We start from the raw sequence: 15864 nt of genomic DNA, 5'->3' as shown, positions 1-15864 counted from the left end.
GGGGGACGACGGATTCGACGCATCGCCTGCCGGTGGCGTCGAATCTGCTGGAATGGACGAGACGGTTTCGACGCGTATGCCTACGATCCGGCCAGCACGCCGTCTTGGGAGAAAAGGATCGGATGTCCCAGTTTGTCGATGATCGCTGCCGTCAATGCGGAACGGTCCTCGCGCTGCTTGCGCTCAAACGGTTTCCCGCTCGCACCCTGCTTCAGCACAAGGCCATCCAGACCCACGCCAACAAGACCGTTTCCGTCTGCCACGAGATCGGTGATCGAACTCTTCGTGCCCGTAGCAAGCGCGGACCACGTCATGCCGCCGTCGCGACTCTCGAACAGGCTGCCAAGCAAGCCGCCGACCACGAGCCGGCCGTCGGGCATCGCGACGCCCGACCAGAGCGTCCCCTTCCCGCCCGTCGGCAAATACACCCAGGTCGCCCCGTCATCCGTCGACTTGAGCACCGTCCCTTGTTCCGACACGATGTAGAGCGCGCGCGCAGCGTCCGCGAACACGCGATAAAGGTTTCGGTCGGCCTTGCCGCCGCCCGGCGGCTTGGGCAGCGTCACCCTGGTCCAGGTCTTGCCGCCATCATGGGTTTGCAGCATCAGCGACCACAGGCCGACCGCGAGCCCGTCCTGCGGCGTCGTGAACAGCACGGAGAACAGCGGCTGGTCGGCCGACGTGTCGATACGCTGCGTCGTCCAGGTTTCGCCGCCGTCGTCGGTCGCGAGTATCGTCCCCCACTGGCCGACGGCCCAGCCGTGCCGCGAATCGGCGAATGCAACGGCCGACAGCGTCGCGGCAACAGGCACGCGCCGTGCCTGCCGCCAGGTCTTGCCGTCGTCGTCGGACAGCAGCACGATGCCGTGATCGCCGACGGCGACGACCCGCGAGCCGGCACGCGTCGCATCGGTCAGCATCATATGTGTGGGCGCGGGCCATGCATGGGCCGGCTTTTCGGCCCACGTGGCGACCGTCCCGGCACCGGGTTGCGCAAGGACCGCCGCGGCCAGGCACAGCCCGATACAGACAACGAGGTTCTTGATCATGACGCGGATCTCCTTGAATGGGTCTGTCATCAGTGGCTGAACAACCCAGGCGCGCGGGCCGGCTTGCGGCGCGGGAACCGGCGCTCCAGCACCGAGGCCAGCGCGGGTAGCGCCGTCATCGCCATCAGCAGGTTGACGAGGAACATGAAGGCGAGCAGCTTGCCCATGTCGGCCTGGAACTTGAGCGCCGAGAAGCTCCACGTCGCCACGCCGATCGCGAGCGTGATTGCCGTGAAAATCGTTGCGACGCCGACTTCGAGCATCGCGTGCTGCACGGCCTTCACGATGTGCTGGCCACCCGCGAGATGCACCTGCAGCCGGTTGTAGATGTAAAACGCATAGTCGACGCCGATCCCCACCGCCAGCACCATCACCGGCAGCGTCGCCACCGTCAGCCCGATCTGCAGTTCCTTCATGAACCAGTAGCCGATGAAGGTCGCCACCGACAGCGGGGCGCAGCATGCGATCATCGCGCGCCAGTCGCGGTACGCGAGGAACACGAGGATCAGGATCGCGCCGTACACGTACAGCATCATCGGCAACTCGCTTTCCGCGACTTCCTCGTTGGTCGCCGCCAGCACGCCCGCGTTGCCGGCCGCGAGGCGCACGGTGATGCCCGGGAACGGATGCGACGCGCGATACTGCTTCACGTCGTCGAGAATGCGGTTGATCGTCGTCGCCTTGTGGTCGGCCAGGAACAGGTGCACGGCCGACATCGTGCAGTCGGTCTTCATGAAGCCCTTCACGCGCCCGACGTCGACCGACACCGCTCCGTAGTTTTCCGGGTCGATCGGCACCACGTTCATCTTCGGATAGTCTTCGTTGTAGCCCTGGTTGTATGCGCGCAGCATGCCGGAGTACGACTGCACCGACACCACGCCCGGCTCGGTGCGCATCGTGGCCGCGAAATCGTCTTCGTACAGTCCGACCGCCGGGTTGTCGCAGGCCTTGCCGGCCGACTCGATCGCCACCGTCAGCCAGTCGAGGCCCATGTCGTAGTTGCCGGCGATTGCCGTCGCGTCGCGATTGAAGCGTGCGTCCGCGCGCAGTTCCGGCGCGCCCGGCTGCAGCGTGCCGATCACGCGATCGCGGCTTTGCCACGCGGCCAGCGCGAACACGACGAGCGTCAGTGCGACGGTCGCGCCCGCATACTTCGGCTGCGCGATGCGCGCGAGCGGGCGCAGCCAGGCCCCGCGACGCTCGCCGCGCTTGAGCGCATTGTCCGCGTAGCGCTTCGTGAAGTTGAAGCACGACGCGGCCACCGGCAGCAGGATCAGGTTCGTCACGATCTTGTACGCGACGCCGAGCGACGCGGTGATCGCCAGTTCGCGCACCATCGGGATCGGGATCAGCAGCAGCGTGATGAACGACACGAACGCGGTAATCAGCGCCAGCACGCCCGGAATCAGCAAGCCGCTGAAGCTGCGCCGCGCCGCCTCGTACGAACTGTGTCCGTGCGAAATCTCACGGACGATGTAGTTCACCTGTTGCACGCCGTGCGACACGCCGATCGCGAACACCAGGAACGGCACCAGCACCGCGAGCGGATCGAGGCCGAAGCCGAGCAGCTTCAGCGTGCCGAACTGCCAGACCAGCGACGTCAGCGAGCACGCGATCAGCAGCACCGTGAAGCGCAGCGAATGGCAATACCAGTACACCGCGAGCGCGGTCAGCAGCAGCGCGATGCCGCAGAAGCCGAGCACGCCCTTCGCGCCGTCGGCGATGTCGCCGATCTGCTTCGCGAAGCCGATGATCTGCACTTCATAGCCGGCGTCCTCGAACGGCTGACGGATCTTCTGTTCCAGCAAATGATTGAACGCGACGTAATCGAGCACCTTGCCGGCACTGTCGCGCTCGTTCAGCTCGGCCGTGATCATCGCGCTGTCCTCGCCGTGCGACACGAGCGTGCCGACATAGCCGCCCAGCGTCGTCGCGCGCCGGATCTTCTCGACGCTCTCCGGCGTCAGTTGATCCGGCGTGATCGTGCCGGAAATGATCGGCTCCGCGCGGAACCCCTCATCGGTGATTTCATTGACGAACGCGTTCGACGTCCACAGCGAGCGCACGCCGATCCGGTCGACGTTCGGCAGGTAGGTCACCGCCTGGGTCACCTTGTACAGCCTTGTCAGACCATCGGGCGTCCAGATCGAGCCGTGCTTCGCGCGCACGACGACCGTGATCCGGTTCGCGCCGAGCAGGTCGTTCCGGTATTGCTGGAACGTGCGGATGTACTCGTGACCGATCGGCATCTGCTTTTCGAAACCTGCATCCATGCGCAGTTGCAGCGCGAACACGGCCATCACGACAGTGAACAGGCCGATCGCGGCGAGCACGATCGCGCGATGACCGAAGAAGAGCCTTTCAAGGCGACTGACCAGACGATTAAGCACTGCATGACCCCTTCATGATTACCGGCGATGCTCGACACGCGCTCGCTTGCGTTTATTCCCGTCAGAAGTTCCGGGTAGCAAACACACCGACGAAATTTCGGTCCGCATACGGATTCCCCACCGTGTTGTGGCCGCCGAAGAATGCCGCGAAGTTGATGCCCGCCTGCCACGTCGGCGGATTCTGGTTGAACAGCACGTAGACGTTGACCGACTTCGCGCCCTGCATGTAGTTCGCGGTGAACGTCGGCGTATAGCCGTACAGGCCGTCGGAGAACGTTACGCCGGGCGTGACCTGCCAGCCGGGAATCAGCGAACCGTCGTAGGTCCAGTTGAAATCGATCGTCGCCCCCACCGAGCTCGACGTGCCCTGCCCCTGCGTGATCGGATAACCGAGCCCCGAGTTGTTGTTCAGCCACGGGAAATAGCCGGTGGCGGGCACCTGCGTGACCGCCTGCCCGTCGAGCGTGCGCGTGACGTCCGAACCGAGGCCGGGGTAGTAGATCCACGTGAGTTCCCAGGTGAGCGTCGCGGAATCCGCGGCGATCAGCTTCAGGAACGGATACTCGCTGCGAGTCAGCGCCAGCAGCCCGTTGACGTCCAGCTGGAGCTTCTTCTTGTCGGCCCACTGCTGGCAGTTGACGCCCTGCACGCCGTTCGTGATCAGGTCGGTCGGCCCGCCGGCGCCGTAGCAGCTCGACAGCGCGACCGCATCGCGCGGCCGGTACGACAGCTCGGAGCCGATCGCCCACGGGCCGACCCCGAAGTTCGCGCTCGCGCCGAACAACTGCCGGTTCTGGAGATACGACCACTGGGCCGTGCCATTCGCCAGCGTTGAGAGCACCGGCGACTTGTCCGTGTAGTTCAGGTAGTAGAACGCGAAGTTCGCATCGAATGCGCGCGGCGAGTAATTGAACTTCACGCCGAACTGCGGCCGGTACTTCGACGGCAATTGCGTCGTGACCGGAACGCCGATGTCGTTGAACGGCGGCCCGGCGTACGTGCCGTTGACGAGCCCGTTCCGGATCGCATTCAGCGTATCCTGGTTGCCCGCCGCCGCCCCGCCGCCGATTGCGTTGGCGATCGTGCCGACGCCCGGGCCCGCCACGTTCGGGTTGTTCGTGTTGATCGTGAAAGGCTCGGCGCCTCGCCCGATGACGTTCGCCAGCGACCAGTACGAGCCGACCGGCGGGAGGCGGTTGCCGTTCCACTGGAACTGGTAATAGCCCTCGGTGCTGAACCCGTGCGACAGGTCGGCCGCAAGGCTCAGCATCGGGGCCGGCAGCAGCGCCTGCTTGAGCTGCGAACCCGGGATCAGCAGCTTCTGCACGTCGATCGAGTTGGTCGAGTTGATGCCGCTCTGCGCGAACATGCTCTCGCCCCAGTTGATCACCTGATTGCCGAGCCGAACGTGAGCACTCTGCCCGCCGATCGTGAAGTCCTTCTGCGCCCACAGATCGAGTAGCTGTGCGTTGTACACCACCTGCGCGGAAGCCGTGCTCGACAGCGGCGTTCGGGCCGTGTTCCCGGCAAGGAAGTCGTACATCCCCGTACCGCGCACCATGAACTTCAGTCCTTCGGCCGGCATCTTCAGCAGCAGCTCGCTGGTCGCGCTCACGTAGGTACTGAACGGCTGTCCCTTGCGATAGTTGAGGTCGCCTTCGTCGCCATAGCCCCACTGGTTCGTATTGGCGGCCGCGCCGCAACCATACGCGTTCGGATCTCCGGTCAGCGAGCAGCTCGGATTCTTGGTGCGGATCCCGCCGCCCGCGGTGAGATTGGTCACCCACGATCCCTGAATGCTGCCGTCATCGAGCGTGAACTCGTACCCGTATGCAGTCGATGTTGCCGCACCCAGCATTGCAATCGATACCGTAGTACTCTTAACGATATTACCTGCTTTCATCGCGTCACTCTTCTCCAGACCGGATGCCGACGGCGCACGCGCGACCGTCGGGCCTGCTTTCTTTTTTCAGGGCAATCAGCGTTCGCTGGCCGATCTCAGCGATTCGGCCGTGAAGAAGTCGGACTTGAGGCGCGGATCGTCGGCGCGCTCGTACCAGTGAAGGTCCTTGCCCTGACCGACGGATGAACCGTCGAATACGTAACGTCCATTGATCAGGTCGTACTGGACGAACGGCTCGTTGTCGCAAGCGCCGCCCAGTTCCCACACCGGAACCGGATAGCTCTCGCGCACCTTCCAGAGCTTGCCCTGCGCGTCATAGTCTTCGCCAACGAGCGCGAGCCAGCTGTCCTCGTCCAGATAGAACACCTTCTTCGACGCAGCATGACGGGCGGTGGGCTTGACCGTCGCCTCGACCACCCAGACACGATGCACCTCGTAACGGCGATGGTCCGGCGAGATGCCGCCAGGCGTCGCCACGTCATGCAACTTGTCCTTGAACGCGTACATACCGAAGTCGTTGTACGGAACGATCATCTCCTTCTTGCCCACCAGCTTCCAGTTGAAGCGATCGATAGCGCCGTTGAACATGTTGGCTTCGTCGATCAGATACTGGTTCTCGAAGCCGATCAGCGGCGCATCGTGCGTGTAGGCCGGCATGCGTCTCACGCGGCGTTGGCCGGGAAAGTAGTAGTACGTCTCCGAATCCCGGTTGAAATACTGGCGTTGAACAAAGGCCTGTCCTGCCAGGGCGGCCGGAGAAGTCGCCGAAAAGTAAGCAGCCAGGCTGAGCTGATCCACGTCCTGCGGCGCCGTCTTGCCGCTCTTCCCGTACGGGGAGAAAAAGACTTGCGGCCCGACCGCATCGATCCAGTCGCTACTGCCCGGACGCGGGGAAATCGAAGTGACGATCGGCGCCCACTCGACCCCTACGCCCCGATAGCGGGTTTCGTAATTCAGGATCGCTTCGGCCCCCGACTTGGGCTGGGGAAACGCCACGCCGGGAAACACGGCGGTCTGGATCGTTTCCCCGGATGCATCGAGCTTCGCCGTCGTCAGATTCGACTTCGAGTTCTGTTCGGCGAAATCCGGCAATTGGCATTCACGGTGGGACGGATACACGTCCATGCGATAGCCCTTCAGTTGCTTGACCAACTGAATCTCGCCGGGCGAGAGCTTGTCGGCGTACTTGTCGACGTTCGACGCATCGATCGAGTAAAGCGGCTTCTCTGTCCGATGTTTCCAGAAGCTCCCCCGGAATTTGCCCCATTCCCAACCCGATGCGGGCGCTTGTCGCCCGACGAACGAAGGAACAAGGCCGTCCTTGCTTGCCGCACTTTCCGCGCCGGCGGGCGTGAGATCGCCGTCCGCGACGGCCGTCGCACTGACCAGCACCAGCGCGGCAGCCAAGCAAGACACGCCTACGTTTTTTCGCTTGTACATCGTCACTCTCCTCTTGTCTCTGTTCTCGCACACGGACCACGGCTCTTCGGCGTGAACCATGCAGGACGTTGATGTGGAACGCCGCGAATCGTCGATGCGAAATCCCCGTCGTTCTTGATCCCGGCCAACTGACAACAACGATCACTGCCACCGCGGATACCACGTCCCGCATGGAGGGACGCAGTTGCACCTTTACCGCCTGATCCTTGTTCATCCAGCCATAAATTGGTCGTTCGACCTATTTGTCGTTATACACACGGGTATTTTTGATCGCAACTAAGGCTAAACCCTTGCACGTAGCGGAGGCACGCGGAATGTCGACGGAGATCCTGTCTGAGACCTTGATCTCATTGATAAAAACATCGATCCTGCAGCGTCTGAAAAATGACCGCATCCGTCAGCGCGGGGGCCGGGAACCGGCCCTTCCGGCACACCGCCGCATTCACATGATTTAGTCATCCGACCTTAAATAAAGCTTTCGATGGATTGAGCTACGCCGAGGAACACGGAACGGCGACTGACCATCGGGGCGGAGGTGCGTTTATCGACCCGCTCTCGGAGGCGCCGCGCCGGTCCGCAGCACGACGATCCAAAAGTGTTTTGCGCGGGTTAAACTTGGGGGAAAAGGCCGCGATGCGGTCTCGCTGTGCACTTTCGATCTGCTGCGAGTTGTGGATCCCGGTTCAGGTCGGGGTGACGCCGCGCCCGGTATCGAAGGTCGTCAAGCAATCGCCTGGCCGAATAAGGTCACCCGACCGGCAATCCGTTATTGCAAACGCAGGAATGCGTTCACAGCTCAACTCAGGAAGCGAACCCGATGGCCGTGAGATCGTTGACAGGCGGAAGTGGCAATGCGTCCCTTGCGCCATCGGTCGGTGGCGTGACCCGTCCTTTGACGGACCGTGGTCGCAACACGGTTGCGCGTATCTTCGCGAGCGCCATCGAGATTTTCGTGGCAGAGGGTTACGGTGGGCTCAGCATGCGCAAGGTGGCGACCAGAGCGGGGCTGGCGCTATCGAATTTGCAGCACTACTTTCCTACGCGCGAAGACCTCTTCGCGGCGATCATTGCCGAGACGACCGCGGAGTATTCGGGAAACTACGACAGCATTCGAACCGACGCGTCGCTCACCCCCGAGCAACGGCTGGAGAAGCTTGTCCGCCTGCTCATCGAAGACGGCAAACAACCGCGAACCCAAAGCCTCTTTGTCAATTTCTGGGCGCTGGCGCAAATGCAGGAATTCGCGCGCAAGAGCATGGAAGACGCGTATTTGTTCCAGCGCCGCATGATTGGCGGCTTCGTCGCAGCCGTCAACCCACGGCTGTCCCCAAATGTGCGTGCTCGTCGCGCCGCGCTCATAGCGGGGCAAATCGAAGGGCTCCTGGTGCTCATCCCCCAGCGCAACCGCTTCCCGTCGGATATCAAAGGCATCGAGGACGAAGCCGTGAAGGCGATCCTCACGGTTGCATCCATGCCGTGACAGGCGCCCCGCAAGCGACTGAGTCCGGTAGCCGTCACGCATGGCAAGGGACATGCACCGAAAGCGACGGCAAGCCCGTGGTTGACACGGCAAGTGCGATGAAGCGGGGTTCAAGGTCGAGCGACCGCCGAATACCCCGCGCGATACCGACGACGCATTGCCGTTCCGTCGAATGCCGCAGTTGCAAAACCGCGACGGCCGTCGACGTTACCTCCTGAGGCCTTTCTCCTCCCACCAATCCCAAGACTTGAGCGCCTGGCGCGCCACCCTGCCCACGAGATAGGAGAGTGCATCGCTTTTCATCGACAACGACTTTCTGTTCACAATCCAGAAGTCAGTCAGCTCGGATCGCGTTCCCGCAAGGAGATCGGCGATCGTCCGGCCATTGAGATGCGTCAATGCGACACCGTGCCCGAAGCATCCGCCTGAGTAAATGATGCGTTCGTCGTCGATGAAGCTGATTTCGGGAGCCATGTCCAGGGTGATCGAGACAGGGCCGCCCCATCGATAATCGATGCGCGTATTCTTGAGTTGAGGATAGATCCACTTGAGATGATCTTCGCAATGCTGCCAGGCAGCCGGGGCGGAGGCCTCTTCCATGGCGCCCGTCCGGTACGTGATCGCGTCGCCGCCGCCCATGACGATCCGACCATCCGCCGTGGGCCTGAAATAATGCAGCATCTGCCGGTTGTCGCCGAACGATTGCCGCTCGTTCCAGCCGATACTTTTCCATTGGGCATCGCTCAGCGGCTCGGTGACAACTTGATAGGTCCAAAGCGGATACTGGCGCGAGCGCAACTTCTGCGGGCCGGGAACCCCCCGAGTGTATGCGTTGGTCGCAACGACCAGTTTGTCCGCCGTGACCTTTCCGTTCGATGTGGTGACGACGATCGCCGACGACGTCCTTTCGACATTCGTCACCTGGGTAGTCTCGTAAACGGAGACGCCGGCCGATTCCGCCAAGGTCTTGAGGGCCCGTACCTGCTTGCAAGGATTGAGGTATCCGGTCTCCGATTCGTAGATGCCGCCGAAAAAACGCTCCGAATGGAAGTCCTGCTGAAATTGTTCCGCGCTCCGCCACTCCATGTCCTCGTCGATGCCGAGTTGCTGGAACAGCTCATGGGTCTTCTGCATTCGGCTCAACTGCTGCTTTGTATAGGTGGCGCGGACCAGCCCACCGTGACAGTAGTCCGACTGAAAATTGTTTTCTTCGATCAGGCGCCTGGTATGCGCCACCGCCAGTTGCAAATAGCGGTGGGCGTCAACCATCTTCTGCTTGCCCCAGCGCAACAGAACCATCTCGGGCTCGAGACCGAACATTTTCGTGCTGAAGCCCGCGTTCCGACCGCTGGAACCGAAGCCGACGATAGCGGCTTCAAGCACGACTACACGCGCATTGGGATTGTCTTTCTTGAACTGCCATGCCGTGTTCAGCCCCGTGAATCCGCCGCCGACAATCGCCACGTCAACCTTGAGATCTTCTCCCAAAGGTGGATTCGGCGAATATGGCCCATAGGTGTGCTGCCAGAACGACCTGCTTTGAAGAAGTGATGCTTGATCAAATGACATAGTGACGTTTCCACGTGACGGGATCAAACTCAGGAGCAGCCGGGTTCCTCTGCCAAGGTACCGGGGCGACAAAGTGGCCAGATAGTCCGGCCGGTGTATGGACCATGCTTTCCCGCCTGTCTCCTTCGGGAAGCAGGCGGGTTCACTACAAGATGCGCGCCCCGGGTTCAGGAACGACCGCCGTGTCATCACGGCAATCACCCGCAACATCTGTCGTTGCCCGGTCGACTCAGATGTGTCGATCTTTGCGACGCTACCTGGCCATGAACGTTCGACCGTACTTTTGAACGAACGAATCAATCTTCCGGGCAAGCACGGCATCCTGACCGTCAAGCGAGAGCCGCATCATTTCTATTTGGAAATCCTCCTGATCGACCATGTAGTCCAGGAAATCCCTGGAATTCGATGGTCCTATGCTTCTGAGTTTTCGTAGCTCGTCACAATAGACAACCGTTTTCGAATAAACGAGTTTCAAAAATGGCTTTAACAGGAATTTCGGTACCGAGCCGAGTACCCACGCCTTGATCAGCGTTCCGGTTCCAGGCGTCACATCCATCCCCCACCGGCCTGCTACCTGACGATAGATCGGCTCGTTGAACTCTTCGAGCCTCAAATAGGCCGCCCAGAGCGGCTGACGCGGATCACCCTCGAGACGATTTGCCAGTCGCCCGATGGCGCGAAGCGCGAACGCCCGATTCTGGATTTCGCCTTTGAATCCCTTTGAAAACTCATTGGAAGGCATCATGACAATTACCTCACGCAACGCGTGCCTGGCCAAAAAATAAATTCCCGCGACGGGATTTCAGACATCCCGATCCAAACCACATGACTGGCGAAGAGGTCGGGCGGCGCGTCTATCTGTCGTTGGTGCGGCAGAAGCAGGCTTGCCCGGAACGAGCAAGACGCATGCCGCGACCCGACATCGCAACGCGTTTCAACTACTTGGCGTCAGTCAGCCTGGCTTTGAACGCCTCGATGACGGACGCTATCGCGCCGTCAAGATAGCCTTGCATCTGCGCCGACACCAACGAGTCGCCAACGAGCGGATTGGCGACCCCGTCCGGACGGGTCACCGAGGCCACTGGGCGACGATGTGTGAACGTATCGAAACCGGTCTTGCCATGATAGGCACCCGACCCTGAGTTACCGATTCCACCGAACGGAGCGCCGGGAAGCATGGCATGCAGCAACCCGTCGTTGCGCGTGACCCCACCACTCGTCGTGCGATCGAGAAAGTCCTGAAAATCGTCGCCATCGCCGCCATACCAGTAGGCAGCGAGCGGCTCGGGGCGTGCCGCGATGTATTCGATCGCTTCCTGCAAGTCGTCGTATCCATACACGACAAGCACCGGGCCGAATACCTCCTCATTGGTAATCTCGGCCGTCTCAGGCACATCGATCAGGATAGTCGGCGGAATTCTTCGCGACGCACGATCGGGCAACCGCTCGGCTTCACCTTCCGGCACCGCTACGTACTTTTTCGCGCCCTTTGCGACCGCGTCATCCACGAGGTCGACGACGCGGTCGAAATTTCGCTCGTTGACGACGGAAACGACAGCGGGATTCTCAAGATAAGTCGTGAATATCGAGTTGTACTGATCGATCAGCCCGGAAACGAAGGTCGTCACGATGCCTTTCGGCACCCAGACATAATCCGGACAAAGGCAAACCTGCCCTCCATTCACGATGCGTGTCGTTGCAATTCGGCTGACGGCCAGATCCAGGTCGGCGTCGGGCGCCACGACCACCGGATTTTTTCCGCCGAGTTCCGTTGTAACGGGAACGAGATTGCTTGCCGCCGTTTGTGCGACGATCGATCCGATGTTGGGAGAGCCGGTAAAGAACAGATGATCGAACCGCAACCCCGAGAATGACTGGGCCGTCGACAGGTCACCGTGAATGAAAGCCACCTCAGCCTCATCGAAGGTTTCCGAGACGATTTTCGCCAGCAGACGCCCGGTTTGAACCTGATATTCGGGAAAATTCATCATGACTCGATTGCCGGCCGCCAACGCACTCAGGGCCGGTTCGAAGGTGAGTGTCACCGGGAAATTCCACGCACCCATGACGCCGACGACGCCCTTGGGCTTTTGCTGAATGAATCCGCCCGGGATTTCCTCCGGCTCCATCCATCTCTCGATGTTGTCGAGCGTGTGGAGAATGTCTTCGGACCACGGCAGCGCTTCAAGCGCCTTGGTCAACTCGGGCGGACGGTTGCCATAGTCGGCGCTCAGAGCCTGTGCAATCGCATCGAAATTCGAAAGAATCGCAATCGCGAGCCGCCCCACGCGCGACTTTCGCACCGCCGCGGACGCACCGCCCTCGGCAAGGAATGCCGCACGCTGAACATGGAGAATGCGTTCCAGCTCCGCCTTTTCATACGTCATGGTTGTTCCTTATCAAAATGAGCCGCCGGATATGGGCCCCACGATCATCCGCCCCGCTTCACGGGCGGCGAACGACACGTTCCGTACACACGTAGTTGGGTGCCCTTCGTAGTCAGCACCACACAATATGTCGAATGACCTAATTCGCGTTATACAACACATCTTGACTCAGGACAACTTGAAACGATGCTGCAGCGCGGAAAACCCTATTGTGACATCGGCTCCGATAGCAGGCCGGGGGGCTGCTCGATGGACGAAACGACTCGATTTCCGCGAGATATTTGAGAATTTTGGCTAATCGTCAGACGTTATTCCGGCCAGCGTCGTGTGTCGTCCCGCGGCGCTGAATACGATTTCCGGGATGGATGACGTGCATGTTCCTCCCGCGGAGCACCCGTGGAAAGTCATCCGGAGACTTGCAAAAATTGGTCTATCGACCTATAACAATGCATCCCGGCATCGCGAGCGCTTGCCCGATGCGCAACGCCGCACGGTAGCTTCGTGCGCCGTCGCGTGCCAACGTAAAACCATGGGCAGTGCCCTCGCCAGCGGCGTATCGGCGGCGGGATGAAGTTTTTTGAAGTCGGCTACGCTGGACGACGGGCTTGTCGTGACCCAGCACGGCGGAAATGTGACCAAGAGAGGAGCATCGTGGCAACTACTGTCAATTCGGCTGACCGGAAATCGGATGTCCTCATTATCGGAGCCGGCCTTTCGGGAATGAAAGCGGCACTCGAGCTCAGGAAAGCCGGGAAGCAGGTGCTGATTCTCGAGGCCCGAGACCGGGTCGGCGGGAGATCGATGCCGGGAGAAGTCGGCGGGCAAACAGTGGACTTCGGTGGCCAATGGCTCGGCGCGTCACAAAGGCTGTTGCGGGAACAAGCCACGGAACTTGGCGTACCGACGTATCGCCAATACACGAACGGCAACAGCCTTGTAAATATCGACGGCAAGGTTCACGCCTATTCAAGCACGCCGAAGCTTCCGTTTTTATCCACCCTGGAGCTTGGCCTGACCTTGCACCGCTGGAAGCGCGACATGCAGACCCTTCCCGCCGGCGCCCCGTGGCTTGCGGAGAATGCCCTTCAATGGGATGCGATGACCATCGAGGCATGGCTCGACAGGCATGTCGACACTACCGCCGCCCGCGACTTTGCCCGCCTTGTCACGAGCGCGATTACCTGCACCGAGTCCCTGCACGTCTCCTATCTGTTCTTCCTGGAATGCCTCCGGCAGGGCGGCGGCCTGGAAACGATGATGGGCGTCGAAGGTGGCGCCCAACAGGACAAGTTCCTTGGCGGCGCCTGGCAGATCCCGAAACGCATGGCAGAGCGCCTGGACGGGTGCATTTTGCTGAACGCGCCCGTGAGCGCGATCGAGCAACATGCCGACGGTGTGCGCATCACCTGCGCACAGGGTACGTTCGATGCGCGGTACGCGATCGTGACGGCACCGCCTCCGCTGGCATCCCGCATTCATTTCAGGCCCCCGCTGCCTGTCAAGCGAGCAGGATTGCTGCAAAGAATGCACATGGGTGCGGTCATCAAGATACATGTGGCTTATCCCACGCCCTTTTGGCGCCGTCGCGGGCTGAATGGCTCGGTTGCCAGCGTCGGCCATCATCTGGGTTTTGTGTTCGATCAGTCGCCGGAAGACGAAAGTGTCGGCGTACTGGTCGGTCTGATCGAAGGGAATCACGCGCTTGAACTGAGCGGGTTGAGCCAGGAGGCGCGCCGGGAGCATATCGTTGCCGATCTGGTGCATTACTTCGGTGACGAAGCGGCGGTACCTCTCGGCTATGCGGACTACGACTGGACAACGGACGAATGGGCGCTCGGCGGCTACGCCTGCCACATGCCTCCCGGTGTGCTCACCTCATACGGAGACAGTATTCGCGAACCGTTCGGTCGCATTCATTGGGCTGGCACCGAGACAGCAACAGAGTGCATTGGATATTTCGAAGGCGCATTGGAGTCCGGCATCCGGGCCGCCAATGAGGTGATCGGGCTGTTGCGCCAATGAACCGCACCGGGGAATTCTGGAGGTGGTCAGGTTAATGCGGACACGTTAGAGGCATTTCGGCGGCGCCTGCAGCAGTTTGCCTCCGCTTCGGCAGGCGGGAGATAGCCGCGCGGTTCCATTAGCCGATAATTCGCCACCGCGAATGGCGGGTCGACAAGATCCTCGGCGAACCTCATCGGTGCGTGTCGGAACCCGTGTCCCCTACCGGAGCCGCTGGTTCCGACACGCCAAAGACACGGTCTTCAAGAAAGTGAACCGATGTCTGCGAACCGCACATCCCACGATATATACGACTTCACATCCCCAGTGTCTCATCCAGCCAGTCGAACATGCGGGCATTGGCAAGACGGCCGGCTCCGACCTCGCAATGCGCGCCCGCGCCCTCCTCGTTAGTGAATGTCATCAGGGTTTTCCGGCACGTGAGATGGTCGTAAAGCTGCCGAGGTTGCCCCTTGAAGAACAGGTCGTCCTCGGCTTCGCACACGAGGGTCGGGCAGCGAATCTGCCCGGCAATCCCGCCCGCCAGCGTGTAGTCGAGCGTCTTGCCGATGTATTCGCTGGGCGTTGTGGCGCCAAAGCACCACATGCCGTGAGTCATCGCCCAGCGCGCCACCGGCGACGCCGCCATGGCCGCTTCCATCGCCCGATCTATCTGCGGCACGGGACCGGCCCGCAACGCGTTCAACAGCGCGTCCCGCCCGGCCTCCGGCATGCGGCTCACGTGGGGCGCACCGTAGTCGTAAAGTCCGTCGTTGGCGATCAGGGCCGCAAGGCGATGCTCGAAGGCCGCCGCGCGGGGCGCGAGATAGCCGCCGAGGCTTTCCCCGCGCAGTGCGATACGCGATGGATCGACACCGGGCAGTGTCAGCGCGAAATCGACCACTGGCGTGACGACGTTCTCCCAGTCGTGCCGGAAAACCAGCCCCTCGCTGTGCAGCGGGCCACACTGCCCGGGGCCGTCGAAGCACAGCACGTGATAGCCGCGCTCCACCGCTGCCCGCGCCCCGCTCCAGTGTAGTTCCTCGGCGGAGCCGTCGAAGCCGCTATGCAGGATCAGCAACGGCCGGACGCCCTCGCCGGCGTGGTGAAAATAGCCCGGCAACGTGGTGCCTTCATAGGGAATGTCCACCGGTTCGATCGGAGGATCGTAGAGCGCCGCCGCGGACCGATAGCAGGCGACCGAGCGCTCATATGCTCGGCTGACACGGGGATCCTGCGGATTGGCATGCAGGAAAAACTCCGAGGAACGGTAATAGTTGGAGGCGCGCAGATAGCTGTCGCGAGCGCTGATCCCGTGCCTGCGGGCGAGCTGGCGATCGCCCTCCGCAGCGATGCGATCCGCCATGGCGTTCCATGCTTCGTACCAACTGTCGTAGTCGCCCGCCGTGATGCGGGCGCTGACGGCCATGACCTCGCCGAACGAGCCGCCGCCGTATTCGTCGGCGCCGAACATGCGCACCGTCTCGAACCAGAACTGTTCGTCGCCGGGGAAAAGAAGGGGGCCAGAATGTACGGGCGGGCTTGCAACTGCGTGCGTGGTCATGGCTGTTTCCTCAAGAAATCGGCAATCGCCCGGGGGCCAGGCGCGCCAAGCTAAAGCAACTAAATTCACTTTTACACACCC

The 15864-nt window shown here is 61.5% G+C and carries 10 protein-coding genes and 1 pseudogene; 3 read left to right on the top strand and 8 right to left on the bottom strand.

All coding sequences use genetic code 11. The features are described 5' to 3' along the window. Positions 1 to 80: 80 nt before the first annotated feature. The 4 genes from GQ57_RS18570 to GQ57_RS18555 form a co-directional block, all read right to left on the bottom strand. Entirely contained in the window at positions 81 to 1049 is a 969-nt protein-coding gene (locus GQ57_RS18570; protein ID WP_034198656.1) for a WD40/YVTN/BNR-like repeat-containing protein, read from the bottom strand. 29 nt (positions 1050 to 1078) lie between these two features. Continuing rightward, entirely contained in the window at positions 1079 to 3439 is a 2361-nt protein-coding gene (locus tag GQ57_RS18565; protein WP_034198655.1) for an efflux RND transporter permease subunit, read from the bottom strand. Between the two features lie 61 nt (positions 3440 to 3500). After that, on the bottom strand, positions 3501 to 5342 hold the full coding sequence (locus GQ57_RS18560; protein WP_034198654.1) for a DUF1302 domain-containing protein: 1842 nt from the start codon (positions 5340 to 5342) through the stop codon (positions 3501 to 3503). A 75-nt stretch (positions 5343 to 5417) separates the two neighbouring features. Next, on the bottom strand, positions 5418 to 6782 hold the full coding sequence (locus GQ57_RS18555; protein ID WP_031397774.1) for a DUF1329 domain-containing protein: 1365 nt from the start codon (positions 6780 to 6782) through the stop codon (positions 5418 to 5420). 817 nt (positions 6783 to 7599) lie between these two features. Between GQ57_RS18555 and GQ57_RS18550 the strand changes: the two genes are divergently transcribed. Next, complete coding sequence (locus GQ57_RS18550; RefSeq protein WP_081894832.1) at positions 7600 to 8262, top strand: TetR/AcrR family transcriptional regulator; 663 nt, start codon at positions 7600 to 7602, stop codon at positions 8260 to 8262. A gap of 207 nt (positions 8263 to 8469) precedes the next feature. On the opposite strand, the gene GQ57_RS18545 is transcribed toward GQ57_RS18550, so the two are convergent. The 3 genes from GQ57_RS18545 to GQ57_RS18535 all read right to left on the bottom strand — a co-directional run bounded on the left by GQ57_RS18545 (position 8470) and on the right by GQ57_RS18535 (position 12218). Beyond that, entirely contained in the window at positions 8470 to 9831 is a 1362-nt protein-coding gene (locus tag GQ57_RS18545) for an NAD(P)/FAD-dependent oxidoreductase (RefSeq protein ID WP_034198653.1), read from the bottom strand. 253 nt (positions 9832 to 10084) lie between these two features. After that, entirely contained in the window at positions 10085 to 10576 is a 492-nt protein-coding gene (locus GQ57_RS18540) for a hypothetical protein (RefSeq protein ID WP_052001378.1), read from the bottom strand. A gap of 193 nt (positions 10577 to 10769) precedes the next feature. Next, positions 10770 to 12218, bottom strand: coding sequence for an aldehyde dehydrogenase family protein (locus tag GQ57_RS18535; protein WP_052001377.1), 1449 nt, complete (start codon positions 12216 to 12218; stop codon positions 10770 to 10772). Positions 12219 to 12869: 651 nt separating this feature from the next. On the opposite strand from GQ57_RS18535, the gene GQ57_RS18530 reads away from it, so the two are divergent. Continuing rightward, the gene (locus tag GQ57_RS18530; RefSeq protein ID WP_034198652.1) at positions 12870 to 14240 is read left to right on the top strand and encodes a flavin monoamine oxidase family protein; all 1371 of its coding nucleotides are present in this window, start codon (positions 12870 to 12872) and stop codon (positions 14238 to 14240) included. A 128-nt stretch (positions 14241 to 14368) separates the two neighbouring features. Then, a pseudogene (locus tag GQ57_RS41860) lies at positions 14369 to 14494 on the top strand (IS481 family transposase); the annotation flags it as partial. 41 nt (positions 14495 to 14535) lie between these two features. On the opposite strand, the gene GQ57_RS18525 reads toward GQ57_RS41860, so the two are convergent. Next, positions 14536 to 15783 carry an alpha/beta hydrolase family protein gene (locus tag GQ57_RS18525; protein WP_034198651.1) on the bottom strand — a complete coding sequence of 416 codons (1248 nt, stop codon included), beginning with the start codon at positions 15781 to 15783 and terminating at the stop codon, positions 14536 to 14538. Between the last annotated feature and the right edge of the window lie 81 nt (positions 15784 to 15864).

It is taken from the genome of Burkholderia sp. MSh2 (genome assembly GCF_000731655.1).
In the GTDB taxonomy this organism is placed as follows: domain Bacteria; phylum Pseudomonadota; class Gammaproteobacteria; order Burkholderiales; family Burkholderiaceae; genus Burkholderia; species Burkholderia paludis.
The sequence above is the reverse complement of the archived record's forward strand: the minus strand, read 5'-3'. Positions and strand labels throughout refer to the sequence as shown.